This is a genomic window from Halomonas sp. DP8Y7-1 (assembly GCF_019801685.1).
Taxonomy (GTDB): Bacteria; Pseudomonadota; Gammaproteobacteria; order Pseudomonadales; family Halomonadaceae; genus Halomonas; species Halomonas litopenaei_A.
Window position 1 is genome coordinate 74,780 of the sequence record NZ_JAHVIN010000009.1, and the last position, 18,683, is coordinate 93,462.

At 64.4% G+C, this 18,683-nt stretch carries 21 protein-coding genes; 17 read left to right on the top strand and 4 right to left on the bottom strand.

Annotated elements, in window-relative coordinates; translation table 11 throughout:
• The first annotated feature begins 52 nt into the window (after positions 1 to 52).
• The 4 genes from KUV41_RS12385 to KUV41_RS12400 are packed head-to-tail and all read left to right on the top strand — an operon-like array spanning position 53 to position 2,809.
• Positions 53 to 646: a hypothetical protein gene (locus KUV41_RS12385; RefSeq protein ID WP_222163945.1), complete on the top strand. Its 594-nt coding sequence runs from the start codon at positions 53 to 55 to the stop codon at positions 644 to 646.
• Positions 643 to 999 (top strand): hypothetical protein, encoded by a 357-nt coding sequence (locus KUV41_RS12390; protein WP_222486396.1) that lies wholly within the window; start codon positions 643 to 645, stop codon positions 997 to 999. Before KUV41_RS12385 ends, KUV41_RS12390 begins: the two co-directional genes overlap by 4 nt.
• On the top strand, positions 999 to 1,733 hold the full coding sequence (locus KUV41_RS12395; RefSeq protein ID WP_261396035.1) for a DUF1007 family protein: 735 nt from the start codon (positions 999 to 1,001) through the stop codon (positions 1,731 to 1,733). Before KUV41_RS12390 ends, KUV41_RS12395 begins: the two co-directional genes overlap by 1 nt.
• Positions 1,727 to 2,809 (top strand): sodium:proton antiporter, encoded by a 1,083-nt coding sequence (locus KUV41_RS12400; RefSeq protein WP_315900583.1) that lies wholly within the window; start codon positions 1,727 to 1,729, stop codon positions 2,807 to 2,809. Before KUV41_RS12395 ends, KUV41_RS12400 begins: the two co-directional genes overlap by 7 nt.
• Before the next feature lie 7 nt (positions 2,810 to 2,816).
• On the opposite strand, the gene KUV41_RS12405 is transcribed toward KUV41_RS12400, so the two are convergent.
• A complete protein-coding gene (locus KUV41_RS12405) occupies positions 2,817 to 3,242 on the bottom strand; it encodes an HIT family protein (protein ID WP_222486398.1) in 426 nt (141 codons plus the stop codon).
• Between the two features lie 152 nt (positions 3,243 to 3,394).
• Between KUV41_RS12405 and KUV41_RS12410 the strand changes: the two genes are divergently transcribed.
• The 3 genes from KUV41_RS12410 (at position 3,395) to KUV41_RS12420 (ending at position 5,098) form a co-directional block, all read left to right on the top strand.
• Positions 3,395 to 4,141 carry a sulfite exporter TauE/SafE family protein gene (locus KUV41_RS12410; protein ID WP_206940646.1) on the top strand — a complete coding sequence of 249 codons (747 nt, stop codon included), beginning with the start codon at positions 3,395 to 3,397 and terminating at the stop codon, positions 4,139 to 4,141.
• A 117-nt stretch (positions 4,142 to 4,258) separates the two neighbouring features.
• The gene (locus KUV41_RS12415) at positions 4,259 to 4,390 is read left to right on the top strand and encodes an entericidin A/B family lipoprotein (RefSeq protein ID WP_206940644.1); all 132 of its coding nucleotides are present in this window, start codon (positions 4,259 to 4,261) and stop codon (positions 4,388 to 4,390) included.
• 393 nt (positions 4,391 to 4,783) lie between these two features.
• Complete coding sequence (locus KUV41_RS12420; RefSeq protein WP_224908615.1) at positions 4,784 to 5,098, top strand: I78 family peptidase inhibitor; 315 nt, start codon at positions 4,784 to 4,786, stop codon at positions 5,096 to 5,098.
• 149 nt (positions 5,099 to 5,247) lie between these two features.
• Here KUV41_RS12420 and KUV41_RS12425 read toward each other — a convergent pair whose 3' ends face one another.
• From KUV41_RS12425 to KUV41_RS12435, 3 genes are all read right to left on the bottom strand, one after another.
• The gene (locus KUV41_RS12425; RefSeq protein ID WP_206940639.1) at positions 5,248 to 5,751 is read right to left on the bottom strand and encodes an acyl-CoA thioesterase; all 504 of its coding nucleotides are present in this window, start codon (positions 5,749 to 5,751) and stop codon (positions 5,248 to 5,250) included.
• 168 nt (positions 5,752 to 5,919) lie between these two features.
• Positions 5,920 to 7,227, bottom strand: coding sequence for a short-chain fatty acid transporter (locus KUV41_RS12430; protein WP_206940637.1), 1,308 nt, complete (start codon positions 7,225 to 7,227; stop codon positions 5,920 to 5,922).
• A 163-nt stretch (positions 7,228 to 7,390) separates the two neighbouring features.
• Positions 7,391 to 8,746 (bottom strand): MATE family efflux transporter, encoded by a 1,356-nt coding sequence (locus tag KUV41_RS12435; RefSeq protein WP_224852129.1) that lies wholly within the window; start codon positions 8,744 to 8,746, stop codon positions 7,391 to 7,393.
• Positions 8,747 to 9,254: 508 nt separating this feature from the next.
• On the opposite strand from KUV41_RS12435, the gene KUV41_RS12440 reads away from it, so the two are divergent.
• From KUV41_RS12440 to KUV41_RS12485, 10 genes are all read left to right on the top strand, one after another.
• On the top strand, positions 9,255 to 9,521 hold the full coding sequence (locus KUV41_RS12440; protein ID WP_222486400.1) for a Flp family type IVb pilin: 267 nt from the start codon (positions 9,255 to 9,257) through the stop codon (positions 9,519 to 9,521).
• A 55-nt stretch (positions 9,522 to 9,576) separates the two neighbouring features.
• Positions 9,577 to 10,527 carry a Flp pilus assembly protein CpaB gene (cpaB, locus tag KUV41_RS12445; protein ID WP_261396036.1) on the top strand — a complete coding sequence of 317 codons (951 nt, stop codon included), beginning with the start codon at positions 9,577 to 9,579 and terminating at the stop codon, positions 10,525 to 10,527.
• A 128-nt stretch (positions 10,528 to 10,655) separates the two neighbouring features.
• Positions 10,656 to 12,032, top strand: a complete 1,377-nt coding sequence (locus KUV41_RS12450; protein WP_222486403.1) for a type II and III secretion system protein family protein — start codon at positions 10,656 to 10,658, stop codon at positions 12,030 to 12,032.
• A 34-nt stretch (positions 12,033 to 12,066) separates the two neighbouring features.
• Entirely contained in the window at positions 12,067 to 13,362 is a 1,296-nt protein-coding gene (locus tag KUV41_RS12455) for a CpaF family protein (RefSeq protein ID WP_222486405.1), read from the top strand.
• A complete protein-coding gene (locus tag KUV41_RS12460) occupies positions 13,359 to 14,240 on the top strand; it encodes a type II secretion system F family protein (RefSeq protein ID WP_206940628.1) in 882 nt (293 codons plus the stop codon). The genes KUV41_RS12455 and KUV41_RS12460 overlap by 4 nt, the downstream gene beginning before the upstream one ends.
• 70 nt (positions 14,241 to 14,310) lie before the next feature.
• On the top strand, positions 14,311 to 15,189 hold the full coding sequence (locus KUV41_RS12465) for a type II secretion system F family protein (RefSeq protein ID WP_222485115.1): 879 nt from the start codon (positions 14,311 to 14,313) through the stop codon (positions 15,187 to 15,189).
• 38 nt (positions 15,190 to 15,227) lie between these two features.
• Positions 15,228 to 16,034, top strand: a complete 807-nt coding sequence (locus KUV41_RS12470) for a tetratricopeptide repeat protein (protein WP_222486406.1) — start codon at positions 15,228 to 15,230, stop codon at positions 16,032 to 16,034.
• A complete protein-coding gene (locus KUV41_RS12475; RefSeq protein WP_222486407.1) occupies positions 16,031 to 16,414 on the top strand; it encodes a DUF3613 domain-containing protein in 384 nt (127 codons plus the stop codon). The genes KUV41_RS12470 and KUV41_RS12475 overlap by 4 nt, the downstream gene beginning before the upstream one ends.
• Positions 16,415 to 16,484: 70 nt before the next feature.
• Positions 16,485 to 18,107 carry a pilus assembly protein TadG-related protein gene (locus KUV41_RS12480; RefSeq protein WP_222486408.1) on the top strand — a complete coding sequence of 541 codons (1,623 nt, stop codon included), beginning with the start codon at positions 16,485 to 16,487 and terminating at the stop codon, positions 18,105 to 18,107.
• Between the two features lie 31 nt (positions 18,108 to 18,138).
• Positions 18,139 to 18,573 carry a TadE/TadG family type IV pilus assembly protein gene (locus KUV41_RS12485; protein ID WP_206940611.1) on the top strand — a complete coding sequence of 145 codons (435 nt, stop codon included), beginning with the start codon at positions 18,139 to 18,141 and terminating at the stop codon, positions 18,571 to 18,573.
• The last annotated feature ends 110 nt before the right edge of the window (positions 18,574 to 18,683 follow it).

The window sequence follows — 18,683 nt, forward strand, 5'->3', positions numbered from 1 at the left end:
CGGGACAGCGTAGACTCTCGGAAGTATTTCACGTCATCGGCAGGAGGTCCTGATGCAAGTGTCCAAAAAATGGCGTCCTTCAAGCCGCCCCGATTGGGCGAAATGCTCAGGCGTGGCGGCGTTGTGTCTGTTGCCGTGGCTCAGCGCCTGTCAGACCACACCTCAGCAGATGCCGGTGGCGGAGCCAGCCCCGTCGCAAGCCTGCCAGTGGCCCGTCGTCGATGGGGCAGTGAGTCTTGCGGATGTGGTGGCCGTGCTCGAAGGCCGTGACTTTCTGGTGCGCGATACCGATACCGCGCTGGGGGTGGTCAGTGCCGAGAAGACCGAGCGCACGACCTACCATAATGCCGATGCGGTCAGGCCACGCCTTGGTGGCTTCGTGCTGGGGGGTAGCGGTGGGCATGTCGGCGCCGGAGTTGGCGTCGGGTTCGGTTCCTGGGGCTGGGGCGGCAGCGATGATGCCACCCGAGTGGAGCGCGTGTCCGTGGCGCTGACCGACCAGCAGGTTCAGCTGACGCGGGACATTCGTCTGTTTGACTGGACCGGCCAGCTACGGGAGTCGCGTACCGCCAGCGATGCCTCGTTCTGCGCCTCGATTCGCCAGCAGCTGGCATCCCAGGCGGGTGTCTCGGGAGGCATCGAATGAGCCGTTGCTGGGGAATACTCGTGCTGCTGTTGCTCAGCGGCTGTGCCGGCCCATCGGTCACCACGGAAGCGCCGCGGCAGATGCAGGTGGCCGTGAGCGCAGAGCAGACCCTGGACGAGGCGCTTGCCCTGTTGATGGAGCAAGGCTACGTCATCACCCAGGCAGATGGTGCACTTGGACGCATTGATGCCTCCTTGGCGCGGCCGCCTGGCTATCGTCTCGAGGTGCGGGTCGAGGACGTTGGAGACACCCAGGCCAGTGTCAGCCTGCAGGGATTTCGTGGCGGTCGCACGCTGCCCGCTGACGTCGTAGAACCGCTGTTTGTTCAACTACAGGGAAGACTTGCCCGTTGATGTACGCACTACAATCCGTCCTGGCCGCGGCTGTCTCGCCGAAGCGCCGTGCCACCTGTGGGGATCGCCATTCGCTGTCGCCACGTGTTCGCCGCTTGATGACGATGGCCAGTCTCGTGCTTGTCCTGGTGGGGCCCTGGGCAAGCCAGGTAGCGCTGTCACACCCCCATAGCTGGGTCGATCTGTCGGTCCAGCTCGAGACCGATAGCGAGGGCCGGGTGGCGGCATTACGCCAGATCTGGCGTCTTGATCCGTTCTACAGTCTGGTGCTGCTGGAAGAGATCGATGCCGACGAGGAAGGGCGCGATGCGGCCCTCGACCGCCTGGGAGGGGACATGCTGACCAGTCTGGCTCCCCGGGACTTTTTCACCGAAGCCGAGATCGACGGCGAAAAAGTGGTTTTTCAGGGCGTCAGCGATGCCACCGTGATGGAGCGCGATGAGCGTATCGTGCTGCACTTTCGCCTGCCCCTGGCCGAACCCAGGGAACTTGCCGGCAGCACCCTTGAGTACCGGGTATATGACCCCTCCTACTACGTGGAGGTGGTCCACGAGGCCGATGCGGATGGTCCGTTGGACGAAGCGCTGACAGCGCCCGACGGCTGTCAGGCATCGGTCATCATTGCCGAACCCGATCCGGACAAGGTGATGGCGGCCGCCCAGCTGGATGTCGACGACAGTGCGCCGGAAGGGCTAGGACGCTTCTTTGCCGAGACGGGGCGTGTGTCGTGCTGAAGCTTCAACAACCTTGGGTTCAGGTGTGTCTCGCGGTGGGCGCCGTCGTGGGCGTCTTGCTGTTGCTGGCGGTGACCGGCGCGCTGGATACGCTCGGCCACTGGGTGCTCGCCATGCAGGCCGACCTGCATCGTCGCTTGACTCAGGCGGTCACACTGATCGACCAGACGCCGTCCGCTGCAGCCTGGGCCACCTTGATAGGCCTGAGCCTGTTTTACGGCGTTTTCCACGCGGCAGGACCAGGACATGGCAAGGCCGTGATCAGCGCCTACCTGGTCTCCCAGGGAGGCGCCTGGCGTCGCGCCCTGGCTCTGTCGGTGGGAGCCGCGCTGATGCAGGGAGCGGTCGCCATCCTGCTGATACTGGCGCTGGTGCAGGGGCTGGGCTGGCTGACCCGCGAGGCACTGGGCAGTGTGGTGTGGGTCGAGCGGTTGAGCTTCGCCCTGGTCGCACTGCTGGGGCTGTGGCTGAGCGGACGCGCGCTGAAGCGGCTGGTGTCGCTGTCGCGCCCAGCGCAGCAGTCTGCTGGGTCTGTGCACCATGGGGCACACCATCACAAGCCGCACCATCACGAGCCGCACCATCACGAGCCGCACCATCACGAACATCCGTCCCACGGGCATCATGCTCATGGTTCGCACCATGATCATCATGAGTGTTGTGGCGGTCATCACCATGTATCGCCGGATGGCAGTGGTCGCGAGGCCTGGCTGGCCGTGCTGGCGATCGGTGCCAGGCCATGTTCGGGGGCCGTGCTGTTGATGGGCGTGACCAGCCTGCTGGGCCAGCCATGGATGGGGGTGGCAGCGGTGCTGGCAATGTCGCTGGGTACCGCCATGACGGTCTCCACCCTGGGCATCGCCAGCGTGCTGGCACGGGACTGGGTGTCCGCTCGCGTGGCGCGGACATCCGCCACGCGAAGTCGTGCCGTGGCACGCCTGGCCGCCATGGTGGCACTGACCGGTGGCGTGCTGATCATCGGACTGGGCGTTCTGCTGATGCTGCAGGTTGGCGCATCGGATCCTGGCTTGCCGCTGATGGCGCCAGGTAGTCGCAGTGGTGGCCTCGGCGTGTGACAGCCCTTCAGGCGCGCAAGGACAGCCCGCCGGCCAGCGCCAGCACACGGTCCTTGGTGGCGGCCAAGCTGTCCTTGTCGTAGGCGATGGCCTGGCTGTGGCCCCACACCGGCCCTGGCCAGGCCGCGTCGCCTTCTCGCCGCACGATCACATGCACGTGCAACTGCGCCACCATGTTGCCGAGGCTGGCAATATTGAGCTTGTCACCCCCGGCGTGGGTCTTCAGCGCCTGGCCCAGGCGAGTGGCTTCTCGCCACAGCTGTTGCTGGTCGGCTTCCGACAGGTCGAACACCTCGGTGACGTTGGCCCGCCTGGGAATCAGTACCAGCCAGGGGTAGCGGGCATCATCCATCAGGCGCAGCTGACACAACGGTAGTTCGGTGACGGGATAGGTGTCGGCGACAAGGCGTGGGTCGATGACGAAATCGCTCATGGCGGGCTCCTGAATGGCGTTTCAGGCAGGGTACATCAGGCGGCCACGACAGGGGCATCTATTCGACGAAGTTCCTGTTCGACGTCACCCCTGCTCGATACAACCCCAGTTCGATACACCCCCTATACGAGACAAGCGAGAGAGGAAAGACGATGACCCTGGTCGAGGGAGCGGCCCTGCTGACGGCAGGTATCGTGGCAGGTTTTATCAATGTGCTGGCGGCGGGCGGTTCGATGCTGACGCTGCCGCTGTTGATGTTTCTCGGACTTCCCCCTCAGGTGGCCAACGGCACCAATCGGGTGTCGATCACTCTGCAGAGCGTGTCAGCGGTGGCCAACTTCTTTCGTGCAGGAGCCCGTCATATCGGGCTCAGCCTGCGCCTGTCGGTGCCTGCTGTACTGGGCTCGATGCTGGGCGTGTGGCTGGCGCTTCAGGTCAGCGATGCGTTGTTCGAGACGATCCTGATGGTGGTGATGGTCGCCGCGGCAGTGATCATGCTGCTGCCACAACCGAAGATCGACACTCGGCCCCTGACGGTGGAGCGGCTGACCCCTGGCATCTATCTGGCGATGTTCGTGATCGGTGTCTACGGCGGCTTCCTGCAGGTCGGGGTCGGGATTCTGTTCATGATCGTGCTGTATCGCATGCTCAAGATCGATCTTGGCCAGGTCAATGCCTTCAAGGTGCTGATCATCCTTGTCTACACCCTGCCTGCCCTGGGCATCTTTCTGTGGCATGACCAGGTGCGCTGGAGCTACGGCCTGGTGCTGGCCGCCGGCAGCATGACCGGTGCCTGGCTGGCGGTGAAGGTCAACATGAGTTCCCGGGGCGCCATGGTGGTCAAATGGCTGACGGTGGCGGTGATTGCCGTGATCATTTTGCGCCTGGCCCTCTACTGAGTGCTGTGCAGACCCTCGAAAAGCGCGACACAAAGCCTAGCGAATGAACGTCATCGTGCTAGATTATCTGAGGATGATGTATTTTGCTTACCCACCTGGCTGCAAGGAGAAGGGACAATGAAAAGGACGCTGGCATTGATTCTGGTATCGATGTTTACCCTGGCGCTGTTGAGTGGCTGCAACACGGTGCGGGGTGTCGGCCAGGACATCGAGAAGGGTGGTGAAGCCATCCAGAACAGCACCGCCTGATCGCTGGCCACAAACCTGCACTCCGCCAGGCTTTCTCCAAGGCCTTGGCAGCAAGGTCTTGGCAGCAAGGCCCTGGCAGAGAGCCACGGCAACGCAGGGATGCTGATCCAGCGACAGGAATAGGAATACGCAAAGTAAAAGAAACAGAAACACAAACGGCGGTGATGTCACTCAGGTGCATCACCGCTTTTTTGTGGACAGGGCAGGCGCCTAGCCAGTGATGAAAAAATAAGGAACATGAGGCAAGTCAGGAGGGGACGCCAAGCATGGTCCAAGGCATCTGCTATGCTGGCCCCTTGTCATGTGCAGGGCCGCCTGGCGCCAGCGTTCAGGCAGCAAGTGGCCCCTTGCCATGGGCCAGACGAAAGGACATTCAGGCACTGGAGGCCGATGATGAAAGCTCTTCTTCCGTTATTCATGGTTGCTGCGCTGGCAGGGTGCAGCGCGTCGTCGGGCGGGACCGGTGAGCCCGCTCCGTTGCCGCCCAAGCGGGCTCCCTTGGCTGAAGCCTGTGACGCGGCGGCTGTTCAGGACTGGGTGGGGCAGCATTACCAGGAGGCACAGGACGAACGCCTGAAAGCCGAAAGTGGTGCCAAGACCCTGCGCGTGCTGAGACCGGGCGGAGTGGCGACCATGGACCTGCGCCTGGACCGCTTGAACGTGCGCCTGGATGACGCCGATACGATTGTCGAGCTGGGGTGCGGTTGATCCCACGTGCTGGCCGGCATTGTGATGGTGCGGGCCAGCAACCAGGAACCGTAACAGGAACCAGCACCGTCACCGCAGGCTGCGACAGGCCGCCTAGCGGCTGGCCTGTCGGGTCATCGCCGACCTCGTCGGATACGGCTTCGGGTGTCTCAGCGTTGGCCCAGCTCCTGCTGGGTGCGCTGCTCCTCTTCTTCTGCCTGCTTGCGCAGCTTCTTGCGCAGGGTGGCTTTTTCATAGCGCAGCTTGCGTATCGGCGTGTCCAGCGTCAGCGGCGGCACCGTGGCGGGGCGTCCGTCCGAGTCCACCGCGACCATGGTCAGGTAGCAGCTGTTGGTATGGCGAATGATCTTCTGGCGAATGTCTTCCGCCACCACCTTGATGCCAATTTCCATTGACGAGCGGCCGACGTGATTGACGCTGGCCAGGAAGGTCACTAGCTCACCCACATGGATGGGCTGCTTGAAGCGCACCTGGTCGACCGACAGGGTGACCACATAGTGACCTGAGTAGCGACTGGCGCAGGCATAGGCCACCTCATCGAGTTTCTTGAGGATGGCGCCACCGTGCACCTTGCCACTGAAATTGGCCATGTCGGGTGTCATCAGCACGGTCATGGTCAGTTCGTGCTGACCCGGGAGGCTCTGTTCTAGCATGGATGGCTCCTCAAGCATGCAGTTCGGTCTGTGATGCACATAGCATAACGCCTTGCCTCCGCGAGCGGAGACAAGGCGCACGTTGAAACTCAGTTGTTGCCGGCACTGTACAGCGGGGCGGTGACCGATCGGCCCGCCTTTGCCATCATCTCGCCCGGCTCGGGCGGCTCATAGCCAGGTCAGACACACCGAGATGATGATGCCGGTGATAAACAGCTGAACCAGGCAGAAGCCCATGATGTCCTTGGCCTTCAGTCCTGCAATTCCCAGCACCGGCAGCGCCCAGAAAGGCTGCAGCAGGTTGGTCCAGGCATCGCCCCAGGCGACCGCCATGGCGGCACGCGGGATGTCCACGCCAAGCGCCTGAGCGGCAGGAATGACGACAGGTGCCTGGACGGCCCACTGGCCTCCGCCCGAAGGCACGAACATGTTGACGATGCCGGCGCTGATGAAGGTCCAGAACGGCAGGGTGGTCTCGGTAGCGAAGGACACCATGGCCTGCGACATGGTCTCGGCGAGTCCTGACTGCACCATGATGGCCATGATACCGGCGTAGAAGGGGAACTGGATGACGATGCCGGCCCCGCCCTTGATCCCCTCGTTCAGGCTGTTCAGCAGGCTCTGAGGGGTGCGATGCAGCACGATGGCCAGAAACAGGAACATGAAGTTGACCACGTTCAGGTTCAGGCCACCGCCACCGACGAAGTAGCTGATCAGGTAGATCAGACCTGGCATACCCACCAGCAGCGCCAGCGTCATGCTGTTTTCCAGGCGCTCGGCCGGGCGGCTGATGCGCACGCGGCGGTCTTCTTCCTCTCCCAGCAGGGCCGGATCGACGTACACGCTTTCCTTTTCCCCCGGCAGCATCATGCGGTTGACCAGCGGCACCGCGATGAACAGAGCCAGCACAATCAGCAGATTGAAGTAGGAAAAGATGGTTTCGCCGGTGCCGATGACACCGATCTGCTCTGCCCAGGGGTTCCCTTCCGTGGCAATCGTCAGGGGGACCGATCCGGCCAGGCCGCCATGCCAGACCACGAAGCCGGAGTAGGCACTGGCGACCAGCAGGCGATAGTCGACGCGCACGACGCGGGCCAGCTCCTTGGCGAACAGGGCGCCCACCACCAGGCCGAAGCCCCAGTTGATCCAGCTGGCGGCCAGCGACACCAGGGTGACCAGCAGGATGGCGGCACCCGCGTTATTGGCGATGCGAGCCAGACTTGCCAGCAGGCGCTTGACCGGTGGCGAGCTGGCCAGCATGAAGCCGGTGACCAGTACCAGCAGCATCTGCATGGAGAAGGACAGCAGGTTCCAGAAACCGTCGCCCCAGTACGTCAGCACCGCCATGGGCGACTGGCGCTCCACCGCGATGGCCGCTGCCGCAGCGATGATGGTCAGGAGCAGGACGAAGACATAGGGATCTGGTAGATAGCGCTCCACCAGTTTCACGGCGGGTCGTGACAGAGCTCTCAACATGGCGTATTTCGCTTCTTCTGGTTGTGAAAATGGCCTTCCCGGCCACCTGGCGTCAACGGTGCCGCAGTCCGCCGCCGGGCGTCAAAGTCACCTTTCAAGCGATGACGTTTGGGCATACACCGGCATCTGAGCTGACAGCAGGGGCATCGACCGGGCGAAGGCCTTAACCCGTGCTGCTCCAGCGCGTGCTGCGATAGCGAAGATAGTAGGCCACAAGGACCCCGGAACGCACTGCGGTAAAAGTCGTAAAGGCTAACCAAAGTCCATGATTTCCCATGCCTTGGGTCAGCCACCACAGGGGCAGATAGGCGGCCAGTGCAATAAAGATCGAGTTGCGCATTTCGGCAATGGCGGTGGCGCCGATGAAGACCCCATCGAGCAGGTAGCTCCATACCGCCACCAAAGGCATCAGGATCACCCAGGGCATGAAATCCGCGGCGCTGGCGCGTACCTCGGGAAGCCCGGTGAGCAGGGCGATCAAGGCGTTACCGCCCAGGGCAAAGGCGAGGCTTGCCAGGGCGGCGGTCGCCAGCGAACACAGGGCAGCCGCTCGCACCGACAGGGCGAAGTCATCGAAGCGCCGGCGGCCGATGGCATGGCCGGTCAGCGCTTCTGCGGCATTGGCGAATCCGTCCAGGCCATAGGAGGTGAGCATGATGAACTGCAGCAGCACCGCATTTGCCGCCAGCACCGTATCCCCCTGGGCGGCCCCCTGGGCGGTGAAGAATGCCTGGGCAAACAGCAGCCCCAGCGTGCGCACGAACAGGTTGGCATTGACCGAGAACAGCTCGCGATAGGCGCCCACGGTAAACAGCCGGGCCCGCTCGAAGTGGCCTCCCAAGCGGCCGAGGCGGTGCCGGCACCACCACAGCCCCAGCGCCACCGTGCAGTAGTCCGCGATCACCGTGGCCCAGGCGACGCCGTCACTGGTCATGTCCAGGCCCACCACGAACAGCAGGTCGAGGACGATGTTGACGCCGTTATTGGTCAGCAGCAGTGCCAGCGTCACACGACTGTTCTGTTGCCCCAGGAACCAGCCAAGTATGGCGTAGTTGGCCAGTACCGCAGGGGCCGACAGTAGTCTGATCTCGGCGTAGCTGGCGGCCAGTTCACTGGCCTGTGGGCTGCCATCGAGCAGCCATAGCCCCAGCGCAATCAGCGGGCGCCCCAGCAGGATCAACAGCACGCCGATGGCGCCGGCCAGCAGCAGTGACTGGCCGAGCAGATGACGGACCTGGTCATCTCGACTGCGCCCCATGGCCTGGGAAGTGAGGCCGGTGGTGCCCATGCGCAGAAAGCCGAAACCCCAGTAGAGAAAGCCGAACAGCGTGGCCCCCAGGGTCACACCGGCCAGGTAGCGTGAGTCAGGCAGGTGGCCGACCACGGCAGTATCCACGAGCCCCAGCAGGGGCACGGTGATGTTGGACAGGATGATCGGCCAGGCCAGCGCAGCGATGCGCGGCAGTCGACCAAGGGTGTCGGCTAGGCCGCTGGGGGAAGAGGGTGGAAGACTGGCCACGGTTGCACGTCTGCTCGGCTGATGAAGATTTGGGTGAGGAGCGCAGTGTCCCGGCGCCGACCTCACGGGTCAAGCGGGACGCCTTGGCGGTCATGACGCAATGGCGTCATCCGGATCGTCATGGTGCGATGGATGGCCACGGAATGGCCGCTGGTCCGTTGGTTGCGTCCTTCATAACGGCACAGCGTGTGCAATGTCAGACATATTGAATGCTGGTTCATTGATATCCGAATGAAATGTTTAGTATCAGTCACTACCAAAAAATTACATTCCGTTGCCATCTCTAAGGTGACATAAATACCTCTTCTGGCTACTAATAAGATAATCCTATGAATTAATAAAAAAGGACTAGCAAGAAGGAGTAAGAAGCAGCCAGTAGACATCACGGGTGAGAAGGAACAGCCCCATAAAGACTGGCGATCTTGGTGACCGTGTGACGAACAATGATGAATCGGTAATTAAGATATAACGTATATAAAAATATCGATTTTACGCAGGAGTATCCACAATGAAAAAGTCCCCTCTCTTTTTCGCGAACCCCCTTTGCCCCAAGGCCGTCAAGGTCGCTGCCAGGCAGCCTCAGTGCCCCCAGCGCCACCGTCAGCGCGGGGCAACCGCTATTGAATACGGCGTTATCGTCGCCTTGATCGCCGCAGCGCTCTTCTTTGTATTTGGTGCAGGAGACGCAGGTGGTGGATCTCTGGCCGATATGATCAGCAGCCTCCTTGATGACGTAAAGACAACTCTCGGCATCACTGGCTCTGCGGGAGACTGAGTCACTTCAGCTGTATCGAACTCCTTTGGGTATTGTCGATGTCGGTGGCTAATCAATGGCGGCTATAAACGAGGCGAGCGGAGTGGGAGTGAAAGGGCTGCGAGTCGCGGCAACGGTGCTCATTCTATTGGCCATTATGCTGGCAGGCTTAGGGTGGTACACGAGCAGTACCGAAGCACCTCCGCTGGGTGCGGGGATTGAGTCGATGCAACCTTCTGCGCCGCCCGAACCCCTCGGCTATCCGGTGCTGGTGGCCGCTCGGGAGCTGAGTGCGGGGGAGCGCCCCTCTGACCTGCCCGATGCGTTGCGGCTGGCCTATTTTCCTACCCCGCTGGATGGCAGCTTTGCTGAGCTGGCCCAGGTGCCGGATGCGCGCCTGGCGCGGCCCCTCGGTGAGGGCGATGTACTGAGGCCGGGCGGATTCGTCGGCGGTGGTGCCCTGGCCGATGTGGTGCCCCCAGGCTTTCGTGCCGTCGGGGTGGGTATCGACGCGGTCATCGGCGGCGGTGGCTTCGTGGCGCCGGGGGACCGGGTCGACGTGTTGTTCTTTGCCGAGACGGATGACGGCAACGGTCAGCGCCATCGGCTGGCGCGGCGGTTGTTTTCCGATGTCAGCGTGCTCGGGGTAGGCGAGCGCCTGGTAGGTGGCGACCGCCAGGAAGACAGTGGCTCTGAGCGCACGGCCGTGCTGGCCATGCCGGAAACCCAGACCGCGCGGCTGCTGCTGGCCGAGGCGACGGGGCGGCTGCGACTGGCAGTGGTGGGCAACCAGGAAGCGGCTCTGGGCGAATCCTTCGATGACGGTCTGCGCTTCGCGCTGGGGCAGAGCGTCCTGCCGGTATCGCTGGGCCAGAGCCTGAGCCAGCCCGGCAATAGCGTCAGCTTCGATGAGCTTACCGGTATCGAGCGAGAACCGCCCAGACCGGCGGCGCAGGCGTCACGCGCCCAGGGATACAAGGTGGTGCAACACGTCGGAGCCAGCAGTCGAGTGGTCTCACTGCCGTGATCGCGGGCAGCCAGCGGTAGGAAGGCTGGAAACGGGCGGTCAACAGACTGACATCATAATGAGAGGTTCGGCAGCGGTGGCGGCAGTCGCCATGGCTAGCGGAACCCGCGCAGGGAACAGGACCAAGCATGCAGTTAGATGGCAAGATCGCCCGACCGAGGTCGGTGTGCTGGAGAGTGTGTGCCTGCGGGACAGGGCGCGGACTGGCGCTAGGCAAACGCCTGGCGGCCGCGCTGCTGCTGGCAGTGGCGTTGATCCCCGCTGTGGGGCTGGCGCAGTCACCCGAGTCACGGCTGAGCCTGGCCGTCGGTGATCAGCAGTGGCTGGGCCAGCCAGGACGTATCACCCGCACCGCGGTGGGGCGGGGGGACATCATTGACGCCCAGGTGCTGGACCCGCGGTCGCTGCTGGTGACCGCCGTCGGCCCCGGAAGCACCAGCCTCAAGGTATGGATCGACGGTGCCAGCCAACCCCGGGAAACTCTGATTCAGGTGCGCCCTGCCGGTGGCGAGGGGCTCGAGTCGGAGTACTCACTGGCCCCCGGCACCTCGCGTCCTGACGTGCGTGGCGTGACGCGCTCCCTCGAACGCCATGATCAGGCGATCTCTCGCTTTGCCAGCGATCCCATCGATGGGACCACCCAGGCCGGGCCGGTGCAGGTCCAGACCGACATCCGCGTGGTAGAGGTCAACCGCAGCCGCATGGCCTCCGCGGGCTTCTTCATCGGGCGCAACCAGGCCGGCTCGACCCGCTTCGCCCTGGGCCGCAGCGATGAGACGCTCGATTTCCTGGCGGGCGGTGCCGTGGCCCCCAACGCGGGTGACGGCGGCTTCTCGATCATTCAGGTCAATACCAGTGGCGTGCTCTCGGCACTCAGCGCCCTGAGCGCCAATGGCTTCGCCTATACCCTGGCAGAGCCCAGCCTGGTCAGCCTGTCTGGCCAGAGCGCCAGCTTTCTGGCCGGTGGTGAATTTCCCTTTCCCGTGCAAAGCGGTGACGACCAGATCAGCGTCGACTTCAAGGAGTTCGGTATCCGTCTGCAGTTGACGCCGACGGTGCTGGACGAGCGGCGCATCATGCTCAAGGTGGCGCCCGAAGTGTCCGAGCTGGACTTTTCCCGCGGGGTGCAGACAGCCGGTATCGCGGTGCCGGCGCTGAATGTGCGCCGCACCGATACCACGGTGCAGCTGGGCAACGGCGAGAGCTTCATCATCAGTGGTCTGGTCAGCCGCAACATCATTCAAAGCGTCGACAAGATCCCTGGACTTGGTGATATCCCGGTCATCGGCGCGTTCTTCCGCTCGACACGCCTGGATCGTGACGAGAAGGAACTGGTCATGATCGTGACGCCGCACCTTGTCAGGCCGCTGGCCGCCGGGGTGGATCTGGGGCCGATGCCTGGCGCCGCGTTCGAGAGCTATGACCCGAACTTCCTGGAACTGATGTTCGATCCACAGGATGCACAAGCCATAGAGCGCGTGTCCGAGGTGGGCTTCAGTCGCTGATCGGTGGTTGCGGGTGGGGTGAGAGGAGAGCGCCATGCCATTTCGTCAAAAGCGTGCCGAGGTCAGTCAGCGGAAGGCGGCGCCGGGGGCAGAGCCTGCCTTGATCAGCGAGCTTCACCAGCTGGTGGTCGAGCGCCTGGAGGATGACGTCAGGGGCATCGCCGATGAGCCCATGCAGCTGCGTCAGCAGGTGCGCGAGCTGGTGACAGAGGCGCTTAGCCTGCGGGGCTACGCCACGCCGACCGACAGTGTCGACGCTGTGGTCGAGGATGTCTGTCGCGAGCTCAATGGCTTCGGGCCCCTGGAGCCATTGCTGGCCGATGACACCATCTCCGACATCCTGATCAATGGTCATCGCCAGGTCTACGTTGAACGCCGTGGCCGGCTGGAGCCGTGTCAGCTCGCCTTCCTCGATGATGATCACATTCTCAGGGTCGTGCGACGCATGCTGGCGCCCCTCGGCAAGCGTCTGGATGAATCCAGCCCGATGGTGGATGCCCGCCTGGCCGATGGCTCCCGGGTCAACGCCATCATTGCGCCGCTGTCGCTGAACGGGCCCAGCGTCTCGATCCGCAAGTTTCGGCGGGAGGCGCTGACCGGGCAGGAGCTGGTGGCCATGGGCAGCGTGCCGGCCAACCTCATGACCTTTTTGCGCCGAGCGGTGGAAGAGCGCTGCAATCTGCTGGTCAGCGGTGGCACCGGAGCCGGCAAGACGACGCTGCTGAACGTGCTGAGCGCAGCGATTCCACCCCAGCAGAGGGTGGTCACCATCGAGGACAGTGCCGAGCTGCAGCTGGCCAGCCATCACGTGGTGCGGCTGGAAACCCGAGCGCCCAACATCGAAGGAGAAGGCGAGGTCGGCGCCAGTGCACTGGTCAAGAATGCCCTGCGCATGCGCCCCGACAGGATCCTGCTGGGGGAAAGTCGGGGCGACGAAGTGCTGGACATGCTGCAGGCGATGAACACGGGACATCAGGGCTCGATGAGTACCGTTCACGCCAATTCGGCCGCCGATGCCGTGGTACGGCTGGAGATGATGGTGCGCATGTCGCGCTTTCAGGGGACCGATGCGCTGGTGCGTCAAATCATCACCACTGCGCTCGACCTGATCGTGCACGTCGCTCGCGACAGCAGCGGTCAGCGTCGGGTAGCAGAGGTGCTGCGTGTGGTCGGGTTACGCCAGGGCGAGGTGGTCCTGGAGCCGCTCTACCGAGAGGGGCAACCGGTGACTGACCACCTCACGGCGCGGCCAGCAGACCAGGCGTCTGCGGTCTGCTGGCCGCGGCTGCTGGCGGCGCTGGTGGATGGCGCTAAGGAGGCGCACCCATGAATGTCTGGGTGGTCTTTTCGCTGGTGGCGGCATGCCTTGCCACGGCTGCATGGCTACTGATGAAGAGCGCGCGTGCCCACACCGAGCGCGCGGCTGGCGGTCAGCGCACCGCGCGACGCCGCTCGCTGGTTACCCATGACTCGCTGATGGAATGGCTGGTCGAGCGCCTGACGGCGGCAGGGTTGCCCGCCTCGCCACTGAGTGTCGCTGTGGCCGGTGGCAGTCTGCTGGTGCTGGCGATGTTGCTGCTGTCACGCCTGGGGGCCGTCTGGGGCCCGGCGACCGTGGTGCTGGTGGTGGTGCTGGCCAATGCGCTGATTCGTTTGCGTGCCGCGCGCACCCGGCGCCGTGCACGCCGCCAGCTGGCGCCATTTCTCAGTCAGGTCAGTCGTGGCCTGGTGGCCGGTCAAGGGCTGGAAACCGCCTTCGTGCACGCGACACGGCGGGTACGTCCTCCACTGTCGGATGCGCTGTCTCGCGTGATGTTGAGGCGTCAGCTCGGTCAGGAACTGGACGAAGGGTTGGCCCGTGAGGGGCAGATACTGCGGCTCGACGAGTTGGGGCTGCTGGCTACCGCCATGCGCATCAACCAACGCCATGGCGGCAGCCTGTCCGACATGCTCGATGCCTTTGCCGCCGCCTTGCACCAACGCGAGCAAAGCGGTCGTGAGTTGGCGGCCATGACCGGAGAAACCCGCATCAGTGCTCTGGTACTGGGCCTGTCCCCCCTGCTGTTGACGCTGTTTATCCAGCTGACGCAGCCGGCATTTCTGCTGCCCATGCTGGAGAGCAGCGGAGGTCGTCAGGCCCTGGCGCTGGCCGTGGTCCTGCAGCTGAGCGGGGGATGGTTGCTGTGGCGCATGCTCAAGTCGGTATGACCCCCTCGCTGCAACGAACGTCTGCCGGCGCTGCAACGCAGGTAGGCCAGATAAGGAGAACAGGCGGCTGATGTGGAATCTTTGGTGGAGCGGGTCCGTCGTGGCCTTGGCCCTGGCGGCAGCAGCCTTGCTGATCAGTACGCGGCTGCCCGTGGGCGAGGAAGGACAGCGCCGGCGGGAGGAGTCGCGGCTACTGCGGGAAGGGCGTGGTCTATGGCGCAGTCGCGCCAGCCGCCCTGGTCTGGCGGGACGGCTGTCTTTGCGTCTTCGGCAGTCCGGGCATGTGGGGGCCAAGGCTCAGCTGGCGGTGCTGCTGGCGTGGGCCGTGGTCATGGTCGGCGCCGCCATGCTGGGCGGGCTGCTGGCGATCATGGGCGGCAGGCCTGTGGCGGGTATCGTGGTCATGTCTGCCCTGTGGGGGGGCTTCGCAGCGGGACTGGGGTGGCTCGCGCTGGAACGCAAGCGTCGTCGTCGAACGCTGCGGCTCGATGAAGATATCGAACTGGTGCTGCAGGTGACGCGGATGCTGTGGGACACCGGCATGACCCTGGAAAGCCTGCTGCATCGACTGATTCAACAGCTGGGTGCGACGACCCCGGATATGGTGCTGGAACTGCGGATCGCCGCCAACCGCATCGACAGCGGCCAGGATCGCGAGAAGGTGCTGGAAGAGCTGGCCGCGGTGCAGGCCAGCGAAGGCGTCGAGCAGTTCTTCCTGATGTTTGCCCAGATCGCCAGAACGGGAGGCCGCGCCAGGGATAGCCTGACCACCCTGGTGGAACGCCTTGGGGCCCAGCGCCGCACACGCCTGCAACAGCGTGTCAGTCAGCTGTCCGGAACCATGTCGCTGGTGATGATGCTGTGTCTGTTCCCCGCCCTGTTGATCGTCATGGCCGGTCCCGCCTTGGTCAACCTGAGTGGACTGATGGGATCCCTGGGAGGGCCGTGATGCCGAGTCCTTTGCTTCACTACCGGTGGGAGACGCCGATGACATCGAGAGATCGCCACGCCACCCTCGCCGCTTCCGGCCAACCACCAGCTGGCATGCCACGGCAGCCCGGAATGGGGGGCGCGTGGTGCGTCCTGGCCGCGCTGCTGGGAGTCTCGCTGCTGAGTGGATGTACCAGCGCGTCTTCACAGCCCATGCCCATGACGGCGTTCGCGCCGGCCGTCGAGGTGGTGGGCGACGCCCAGCAGCAGAGCAGCGGGCCCTGTGGACGCCGCTATGCTGCCGATATCGGTGTCGAGCTGTCGTTGATCGAGCGCATGCTGGACGACGGCAAGCCGCGCTCCGCCGCCGCTCACCTGGAGGCAGGTGACTATGGGCTGCCGCTTGCCTGGCGTCTTGAAGGCGATGCACGACGCGCCATCGGCGATGTCGAGGGCAGTAACCGCGCCTACGAGGCCCTGCTGGGCACCTGCCTGGTGGCAGATGGCTATCGCGGGCTGGCACGCAATGCCTTTCGCGCTGGCCGTCACGACCAGGCCATGACCCTGATGCGGCAGGCCCGGGAGTCCCGGCCGATCGATCCACGCATCCGCAATGATCTCGGCTACCTGCTGTTGCTGGCAGGCGAATCGCAGCAGGCGGCGGAGGAATTTCGCACCGCGCTGGAGCTCGACCCCAGCCACCAGCAGGCGGCCGCCAACCTGGTGCTGGCTCTGCGGCTGAGCGGGCAAGCCGCTCAGGCCGAAAGCACCGCACGACGCCTGGGAGTCGACGCCCGACTGCTGGCGGCGCCGCCGCGTACGATCTCCCCGGCGGCATCTCCCGGTGAGAGGACGGAATCATGATGAGCCGACGCAGGATGCGCTCCTGCAAGGAGCGATGGACCGTGATGTGCAAGGACATTGTCACCCAGCCCAAGACCCTCATCGTGGCGGCGATGGTCTGCCTGCTGCTGAGCCTGGCGCTGATGCTATGGCCGGATCGCGCGGAAGCGCAGCAGGCCGCTACCAGCCATCCCGGCATCGTGCGACTTCCCGCCAGTCGCGACCCCTTCGGCGAACGTACCCGAGCAATGCTGGCTGCACAGCGTGAGGGACGCGTGGCATCGCCCTCCGTCCAGGTGCTGTCGGGCAAGGTCCAGAGCCAGATCTATCAGCGCTATGTGGACAGCTTCGGTCACCCGATTCCAGAGCGCTATATCGAGACCGGCTTTGGCGAGGATTGAAGCTGACACACCGCGACGGCGACCGATGACATCGGCTGGCAGGCTGCAGCGACAGCGAGGCGCCATCGGCGTGATGACCGCCTTCCTGCTGGTCTGGCTGGTCGCCCTGGTGACCCTGGCCCTGGATGCCGGGCGCCTGTATCTGGAGCAGCGTCGCCTGCAGCAGGCGGCGGACCTGGCGGCAGTATCCGCGGCGGCAAGTTGCCAGGCGCTGTTTCAGGGCGATGCTTGTGGCCATGCCAGCCTGCGCCTGTGGGCCATCGATGCCGTGCAGGAAAATGGCATCGATGTGGACGCGGGGGACGCCACCCTGACCCTGACCCAGGGCGCGGTTGACGACGGTGGCAGGTTCCTCACGGAGTCAGGGCTCGCCAACAGCGTCGAGGTCAGACTTCAGCGTGAGGTGCCCAGCAGCCTGCTGGCCAACCTGGGTGAGCTGATCGGCGGCGAGGTGGACGACAACACCCGGCTGACCGCTACCGGGGTGGCAAGGCGCGCCTCGATGGTAACGCTGAGCGCCGGGACCAGCCTGCTTGAGGTCGATACCAGTGAATCGGCGGTACTGGCGCTGCTGCTCGATCGACTGGTCGGTGCTCGTCTCGACCTGACGGTGCTGGGGGCGTATGACGGCGTCGGGCTCGAGCTCAGCCTGGGCGAGCTGCTGGGGGTCGAGTCGCTGGACGTTGACCTTGAAGAGCAACTCGCGCAATCGCTGGATCTCGAGGCACTGGGCCGCCGTATCCGTGAGGCACTGGACTCGGTAAGCGCCAATCCGGTGCGTCCGGGGGCGCCTGGCGAGCGCTTCACCCTGGCCGAGCTGCTGGCGATCGACCCACAGGGAGAGGTCGCGGTGCGCGATATTCTCACCGCTCGAGTGCCGGTTCGCGAGCTGCTGGAAGGCGCGCTGTTGCTCGACGCCAGCAAGCAGGGCGGAGTCCGTCTCGGGCTGGCAGACCTTTCCTCGATCGCCGTCGGGCTGGGGTTGGCCGACCTGTCGCTGGCACTTGAGGTCATCTCTCCTCCGACCATCGCCGTGGGACCTCCGGGCCCCGCTGGTGCCAGCCTGGCCAGCGACTGTTCATCGTCCTGCTATCGCAGCGTCGCCCGCAATGCTCAGCTCGAGCTGTCGTTGGAGCTTGGGCTTGGGCTGGCCGGACTGCTGAATGTGGAGGTGAGCACCCGGGTGACCGGGGCTGAAGGGCGCGCGGCGGTCGACGCCATGGCGGCGTTGGATGACGGGCTCGAGCTTAGCGTCGTGGCCCAGCGTTCGCTGGTGCAGATCGAGCAGGAGGTCAGGTTGCTGGGGCTTTTCTCCAATGACGAAGAGGCCTCCGTGGGCAGCGCCCAGGGCGCCAAGGAGCAGCGACGACTGGTCTGGCCCGACCAGTCCCGGGCGGTCTTTGATGGCCAAGGTGGGGCCCAGGTGACCCAGGTGCTGGATGGACTGGTCACGAGTGTGGTCAACCAGCTGGGCTTGCTTGGTGGGCTGGTATCCACTCTTGGTGTGCCCTCCCTGCTGTCGGCGACGCTGTCTGACGTCAACGCGACCTTGCTGGAGCCGGCGCTCGAGGGCTTGGGCATCGGCGTCAACACCCTGGATGTACGGGTGCTGGCGGTGGATGCAGGGGGCGTTGAGTCGCTGACGGGGTGCGCCACCAGCTGGGCAGGCTGTCAGGACGGCGAGTCGCCCTGATACGACAACCGAATGACTCGGTGGAGGAGCGATGAACAGACACCGCAGGGGAGTGCAGGGCCAGCGAGGGGCGGTGGCCATCGAGTTCGCCGTCGTGCTGCCGATTTTCCTGCTGCTGCTGTACGCCTTGATCAGCTACTCGGTGGCCATGGTGCAGCAGCACCAGTTGACCCAGGTGGCCAGCGAAGCGGCGAGGTCTGCCGCGGTGGTCGCCAGTGCCCCGTGGCTTGCCGAGGAAGACGTCGAGTCTGACGCCGCGCAGCGGGTACTCGACAGTATCAGCGCCATGGGCTGGAGCGCCGAGCAGACTCCAGGATGCGCCGATGGTGCCAGAGTGCGTCTTGAGGGCGACAGCCTGATCGTGTGTCTTGAGCGCCGGCCCGCGATCACGCCGCTCACCCTGCTGGGAATCAGCGTGCCTGACCTGCCGGAGGCCCTGAGTGGGCGTGCAGTGGTCAAGCTGTAAACGCCAGGAGCCGCCCTGGGGCGGCTCCTGCTAGCGTGAACGGTCAGCATGAACGGTCAGCATGAACGGTCAGCATGAACTGTCAGCATGAACTGTCAGCATAGACATGC

Coding starts and splice junctions, on each gene's coding strand:
- KUV41_RS12385 (WP_222163945.1), top strand. CDS start 53: ATGCAAGTGTCCAAAAAATGGCGTCCTTCAAGCCGCCCCGATTGGGCG.
- KUV41_RS12390 (WP_222486396.1), top strand. CDS start 643: ATGAGCCGTTGCTGGGGAATACTCGTGCTGCTGTTGCTCAGCGGCTGT.
- KUV41_RS12395 (WP_261396035.1), top strand. CDS start 999: ATGTACGCACTACAATCCGTCCTGGCCGCGGCTGTCTCGCCGAAGCGC.
- KUV41_RS12405 (WP_222486398.1), bottom strand. CDS start 3,242: ATGAGCGATTTCGTCATCGACCCACGCCTTGTCGCCGACACCTATCCC.
- KUV41_RS12410 (WP_206940646.1), top strand. CDS start 3,395: ATGACCCTGGTCGAGGGAGCGGCCCTGCTGACGGCAGGTATCGTGGCA.
- KUV41_RS12415 (WP_206940644.1), top strand. CDS start 4,259: ATGAAAAGGACGCTGGCATTGATTCTGGTATCGATGTTTACCCTGGCG.
- KUV41_RS12420 (WP_224908615.1), top strand. CDS start 4,784: ATGAAAGCTCTTCTTCCGTTATTCATGGTTGCTGCGCTGGCAGGGTGC.
- KUV41_RS12425 (WP_206940639.1), bottom strand. CDS start 5,751: ATGCTAGAACAGAGCCTCCCGGGTCAGCACGAACTGACCATGACCGTG.
- KUV41_RS12430 (WP_206940637.1), bottom strand. CDS start 7,227: ATGTTGAGAGCTCTGTCACGACCCGCCGTGAAACTGGTGGAGCGCTAT.
- KUV41_RS12440 (WP_222486400.1), top strand. CDS start 9,255: ATGAAAAAGTCCCCTCTCTTTTTCGCGAACCCCCTTTGCCCCAAGGCC.
- cpaB (WP_261396036.1), top strand. CDS start 9,577: ATGGCGGCTATAAACGAGGCGAGCGGAGTGGGAGTGAAAGGGCTGCGA.
- KUV41_RS12450 (WP_222486403.1), top strand. CDS start 10,656: ATGCAGTTAGATGGCAAGATCGCCCGACCGAGGTCGGTGTGCTGGAGA.
- KUV41_RS12455 (WP_222486405.1), top strand. CDS start 12,067: ATGCCATTTCGTCAAAAGCGTGCCGAGGTCAGTCAGCGGAAGGCGGCG.
- KUV41_RS12460 (WP_206940628.1), top strand. CDS start 13,359: ATGAATGTCTGGGTGGTCTTTTCGCTGGTGGCGGCATGCCTTGCCACG.
- KUV41_RS12465 (WP_222485115.1), top strand. CDS start 14,311: ATGTGGAATCTTTGGTGGAGCGGGTCCGTCGTGGCCTTGGCCCTGGCG.
- KUV41_RS12470 (WP_222486406.1), top strand. CDS start 15,228: ATGACATCGAGAGATCGCCACGCCACCCTCGCCGCTTCCGGCCAACCA.
- KUV41_RS12475 (WP_222486407.1), top strand. CDS start 16,031: ATGATGAGCCGACGCAGGATGCGCTCCTGCAAGGAGCGATGGACCGTG.
- KUV41_RS12485 (WP_206940611.1), top strand. CDS start 18,139: ATGAACAGACACCGCAGGGGAGTGCAGGGCCAGCGAGGGGCGGTGGCC.